This window comes from Hansschlegelia beijingensis (genome assembly GCF_045505405.1).
Taxonomy (GTDB): Bacteria; Pseudomonadota; Alphaproteobacteria; order Rhizobiales; family Methylopilaceae; genus Methylopila; species Methylopila beijingensis_A.
In genome coordinates this window covers 1-4808 of record NZ_JBJKEX010000230.1, presented here as the reverse complement: position 1 = coordinate 4808, position 4808 = coordinate 1, and the positions used below count along the sequence as shown (strand labels likewise).

Here is a 4808-nt window from a genome sequence, read left to right as displayed (position 1 = left end):
GGGCCGTCGCGGCCAGCCATGCGCGAGCGTGACCCAGTTGGCGAGAGCGAAAAGCCCGGGGGAACGGCGCGTCATGCGGCGGGCTTCGCGGCTGAGGGCTCAGGCCGCGTCAGCGGCGTCTCCGGACGTAGCCGATTCGCCAAGGTCGCGCTCGGGCCTCGGGCCGTCGATGCGGACCTCGATCACGCGCCTGGGGTCCGCGTCCCGCACCTCGAGCCGGTGCCCGCCGGGACCTTCCACCACGTCGCCCGGCGCAGGAACGCGGCCGGCGAGCGTGACGATGAGGCCGCCGATCGTGTCGACCTCGTCGCGGAAGGGGGCGACGTCGAAGCTCGGCCCGACCGCTTCGGCGACCTCATCGAGCGGCGCCCGGGCGTCGGCGATGAAACCGCCCTGACCGTCCGGCCGGACGCTCGCCACCACGGACTCGTCGTGCTCGTCCTCGATCTCGCCGACGATCGTTTCGACCAGATCCTCAATCGTCACGAGCCCGTCGACTCCGCCATATTCGTCGATCACGAGGGCAAGGTGGATGTGCAGCGACTGCATCCGCGCCAGCAGGTCCGAGACATGCATCGAGGGCGGCGCAAAGATCACCGGCCGGACGAGGTCGAGATCCGCGATGCGGGCGCTGAGATCGACGCCGCCGGGGTCGAGCACGGACTCGCCGCCCTGCACCTTGTGGGCGAACAGCGCGAGCGCGTCCTTCACATGGACCATGCCCTTCGGCTCATCGAGCGAGCCCTGGTGAATCGGCAGCCGCGAATGGCCGCCCTCCGCGAAGGTCAGCAGCAACTGGCCGAAGGTGACGTCTTCCGAGACTGCGACCACGTCGGCGCGATGCACCATGACGTCGTGGACCCGGGTCTCCCGCAGGGCCAGCACGTTGCGGAGCAGCGTGCGCTCCTGGGCGTTCACCGAGGCGTCCTCGGCCGCGTCCTCGAGCGCCTCCGCTATGTCCTCGCGGGCGGTAGGATGCGCGCCGAAACCGACGAAGGTCCGCAGCCGTTCCAGCCAGTTGTCGCGCGCCTCGCCGGTTGCGAGGACCGCTGCGCCAGGGCGGGCATGGCGTTCTGAAGGGGGCATCGGGAAGGTCGGCTCAGCTGTTCGTGAGGGGGGGTGCGGCGATGGCCGCATAAGGGTCGGCGATTCCGATGCGGGCCAGGGCCCGGATCTCGATCGCCTCCATTGCGTCGGCTTCGTCATCCTCGAGATGGTCGAAGCCAAAGAGATGCAGGACGCCGTGGATCGTGAGGTGCGCGACGTGATCGCCCAGCGTCTTCTGCTCCTCGCGCGCCTCGCGCGCGACGGTCTCGAAGGCGAGGATGACGTCCCCGAGCATCGGCGCTTCCGCCGTCTCGTCCGGCTCGACCGCCGGGAAGGTCAGGACGTTGGTCGGCCGATCCTTGGCCCGCCACTCGGCGTTGAGGGAGCGGACCCGCTCGTCGTCCGCGAGCGTAACGGCGAGCTCGGCGTCAGGACGCGCGAGCAGGCCGGCTTCCGCGAACGCCGCGCTCACGGCCTTCGCGATGATCGCCTCCGCCTCCGGCAGGGCGCTCCAGAGGTCGCTGTCGCGCTCGATCTCGAGCGCGACGGGGGTAGGTCGATCCGGGCTCATGGCTCGAGGGTCACGGGTTCTGGCTCGGATGCGCGCCCTCGTAGGCGCGAACGATGCGGGCGACGAGTTCGTGGCGGACCACGTCGGCGGCCGTGAAGCGGGTGACGCCGACGCCCTCGACCTCCTCGAGCAGGCCGATCGCCTCCGCGAGGCCAGAGACCTGGCCGGACGGAAGATCGATCTGGGTCGGGTCGCCGGTGATGATCATGCGGCTGTTCTCGCCGAGCCGGGTCAGAAACATCTTCATCTGCATCGAAGACGTGTTCTGCGCCTCATCGAGCAGCACGATGGCGTTGGCGAGCGTCCGGCCGCGCATGAAGGCGAGCGGCGCGATCTCGATCATGCCCGAAGCCATCCCTCGCTCGACCTTCTCGGGCGGCATCACGTCGTAGAGCGCATCGTAAAGCGGACGGAGATAGGGGTCGACCTTCTCCTTCATGTCGCCGGGAAGGAAGCCCAGCCGTTCGCCGGCCTCGACCGCGGGGCGCGAGAGGACGATGCGGTCGGCCTCACCGCGCTCGATCAACGCCGCCGCCCAGGCGACGGCGATGTAGGTCTTGCCGGTGCCGGCGGGGCCGGTGGCGAACACCAGCTCGTGGCGGGCGAGCGCCCGCATATAGGCGTCCTGCGCCCCGGTGCGGGCGACGATCGTCTTCTTGCGGGTCGAGACCTGGGTGAAACCCGGACGCGGCCCGTCGCCGTCGGACGGAAACAGCTGGCCTTGCGCGGTGGTCATCCGGATCGCGCCGTCGACGTCTCCCAACGCGACGCTCTCGCCGCGCCGGACGCGGTCATAGAGGCTTTCGAGCACCTTGCGGGCCTGCTGGCAGGCCTCGATCGGCCCACGCAGCGCCACGTGGTTTCCGCGCACGGTCGCCTCGACGCCCAGTCGGCGTTCGAGGAATGCGAGGTTCTGGTCATGCGAGCCGAACAGGCTCGATGCGTGACGGTTGTCCTCGAACGCGAGGACCACTTCTCCCGGAGCCGCGGCGCCGCGGGCGCCGGGCGCTTGCCGGGAGGCGGGTCCGCGCAGCGGGTCGAAGCCGCGCACGATGGTCTCAGCGCTCAAATAGCGGTCTCCGCGAGCAGGGCTGAAGATCCGCGCGCGTCGCCCGCAGGCGCGGCGAACAGGCTGTTGGGGCCGACATCGGTGACCACCGCCTCAATGACGTCGCCCACCTCGGCGCCCGGCGCGACCAGCTGCACAGGCTGAAGATAAGGCGAGCGACCCGCGATCTGCCCGGGGTGACGGCCGGGCCGGTCAAGCAGCACGTCGATGCGCCGACCGACGAGAGAACGCGCGAAGGCGGCCTGTTGTTCAGTGATCAGCGCCTGCAGGCGGAGCAGCCGCTCGGTCTTGATGCTCTCGTCGACCTGCCCCGGACGGTCCGCCGCCGGGGTGCCGGGGCGCGGACTGTATTTGAACGTGAAGGCGCTCGCATAGGCGGCCTCGCGGGCGATGGCGAGCGTCGCCTCGAAATCAGCGTCGGTCTCTCCCGGAAACCCGACGATGAAATCGCCGGACAGGGCGAGGTCCGGACGGGCCGCGCGGATGCGCTCGACCAGCCGCAGATAGTCCGCCGCGGTGTGCTTTCGGTTCATCGCCGCCAGAATTCGGTCGGAGCCGGACTGCACCGGCAGGTGCAGATAGGGCATCAGCTTGCCGAGATCCCGGTGGGCGGCGATCAGGTCGTCGGCCATGTCGCGCGGATGGCTCGTCGTATAGCGAAGCCTGGCGAGCCCCGGAATTTCCGCGAGCTCATAGAGCAGCCGCGCGAGCGACCAGTCGCGGCCATCCGGCCCCTCGCCGTGATAGGCGTCGACGTTCTGCCCGAGCAGCGTGACCTCCCGGACGCCTGCCGCGACAAGGCGCTCCGTCTCGGCGACGATCTGAGACACCGGCCGCGACGCCTCGGCGCCGCGCGTATAGGGCACGACGCAGAACGTGCAGAACTTGTCGCAGCCTTCCTGCACCGTCACGAAGGCCGTCACGCCGCGGCCGCGGATCGCCTTGGGGGTCGGGGCCGCCAGCCGCTCGAACTTGTCCTCGACCGCGAATTCAGTGTCGACCGGGCGGGCGCCGGCCTTGGCCTCGCGCAGCAGTTCCGGCAGGCGCTGATAGCTCTGCGGCCCGACCACCAGATCGACCACCGGGGCCCGGCGCAGGATCTCGGCGCCTTCGGCCTGCGCCACGCAGCCGGCCACCGCGACCAGAGGAGAGCGCCCGGTCTCGGCCTTCATCTTCCGGATGCGTCCGAGCTCGGAATAGACCTTCTCGGAGGCCTTCTCGCGGATGTGGCAGGTGTTGAGCACGATGACGTCGGCGTCGTCGACGCCGTCAGCCGCCACATAGCCGTCAGGCGCAAGCGCGTCCGCCATGCGATCCGCGTCGTAGACGTTCATCTGACAGCCGTAGGACTTGACGAACAGTTTTGGGCGGCTGGCTGTCATTAGGCCGGATCTGGCGACTCCCGCGGTCGGCTCTCGCCAACCTTCTCGGGCCAAGCCTTAACGCGAAACCGGCTTCAAGAGAATACTGCGGGGCGCATCTTCCCGTTGCGCCGGCGACTGCGGGCCGGGGGTGGTCAAACACGCCCCGGCGGCACAGGTAACCGGCTCCCTGAAAGCGCGGCCGCCATGCAAGTTCGCTTTCCCGACCGGTACGCCGCGGACATGCGCTTCGCCATCAAGGTCGCGACGGCGTCGGTCGCGGCGTTCGTGATCACGACGCTGCTGCAGCTGCCGCAGGGCTACTGGAGCGTGATCACGGCGCTGATCGTCGTGCAGGCGAGCCTCGGCGGCACGGTCGCGGCCGCTCAGGAGCGGGCGGTCGGCACCGTAGTCGGGTCTGTCGTGGGCGGCGTGGCGGCGTTCCTGCACCCACATTCGCTGGTTGGAACCTCCGTCACGCTCACCGTCACGGTGGCGGCGCTCGCCTTCGCGGCCGCCGGACGGCCGATGCTGAGGATCGCTCCGATCACGGCCGCGATCCTGCTGGTCGCGACCGCGAACGACGCGAACACGCTCGATACGGCGTTCGACCGCATCTTCGAGGTGCTGATCGGCTGCGGGATCGGCGTGATCACCACCCTGATCGTGTTTCCGACGCCCATCGACCGGGACCTCGCCCGCGACGCCCGCGCGGTCGCCGGCGACATCGCGAACCTGCTGCGCGGCGCGCCGGGTCGCT

5 protein-coding genes are annotated in these 4808 nt (G+C 69.8%); 1 reads left to right on the top strand and 4 read right to left on the bottom strand.

All coding sequences use genetic code 11. The annotated features are described in order from the left end of the window. Positions 1-99: 99 nt before the first annotated feature. The 4 genes from ACIKT0_RS13040 to miaB are packed head-to-tail and all read right to left on the bottom strand — an operon-like array spanning position 100 to position 4069. Complete coding sequence (locus ACIKT0_RS13040; RefSeq protein WP_407105754.1) at positions 100-1086, bottom strand: hemolysin family protein; 987 nt, start codon at positions 1084-1086, stop codon at positions 100-102. A gap of 13 nt (positions 1087-1099) precedes the next feature. Further along, positions 1100-1618: an rRNA maturation RNase YbeY gene (gene ybeY, locus ACIKT0_RS13035; protein WP_407105753.1), complete on the bottom strand. Its 519-nt coding sequence runs from the start codon at positions 1616-1618 to the stop codon at positions 1100-1102. Between the two features lie 10 nt (positions 1619-1628). After that, positions 1629-2687 carry a PhoH family protein gene (locus ACIKT0_RS13030; protein ID WP_407105752.1) on the bottom strand — a complete coding sequence of 353 codons (1059 nt, stop codon included), beginning with the start codon at positions 2685-2687 and terminating at the stop codon, positions 1629-1631. Then, positions 2684-4069 (bottom strand): tRNA (N6-isopentenyl adenosine(37)-C2)-methylthiotransferase MiaB, encoded by a 1386-nt coding sequence (gene miaB / locus ACIKT0_RS13025; RefSeq protein WP_407105751.1) that lies wholly within the window; start codon positions 4067-4069, stop codon positions 2684-2686. Before miaB ends, ACIKT0_RS13030 begins: the two co-directional genes overlap by 4 nt. 186 nt (positions 4070-4255) lie before the next feature. Between miaB and ACIKT0_RS13020 the strand changes: the two genes are divergently transcribed. Then, the coding region (locus ACIKT0_RS13020) for an FUSC family protein (RefSeq protein WP_407105750.1) at positions 4256-4808 on the top strand (553 nt) is incomplete at its 3' end.

Coding starts and splice junctions, on each gene's coding strand:
- ACIKT0_RS13040 (WP_407105754.1), bottom strand. CDS start 1,086: ATGCCCCCTTCAGAACGCCATGCCCGCCCTGGCGCAGCGGTCCTCGCA.
- miaB (WP_407105751.1), bottom strand. CDS start 4,069: ATGACAGCCAGCCGCCCAAAACTGTTCGTCAAGTCCTACGGCTGTCAG.
- ybeY (WP_407105753.1), bottom strand. CDS start 1,618: ATGAGCCCGGATCGACCTACCCCCGTCGCGCTCGAGATCGAGCGCGAC.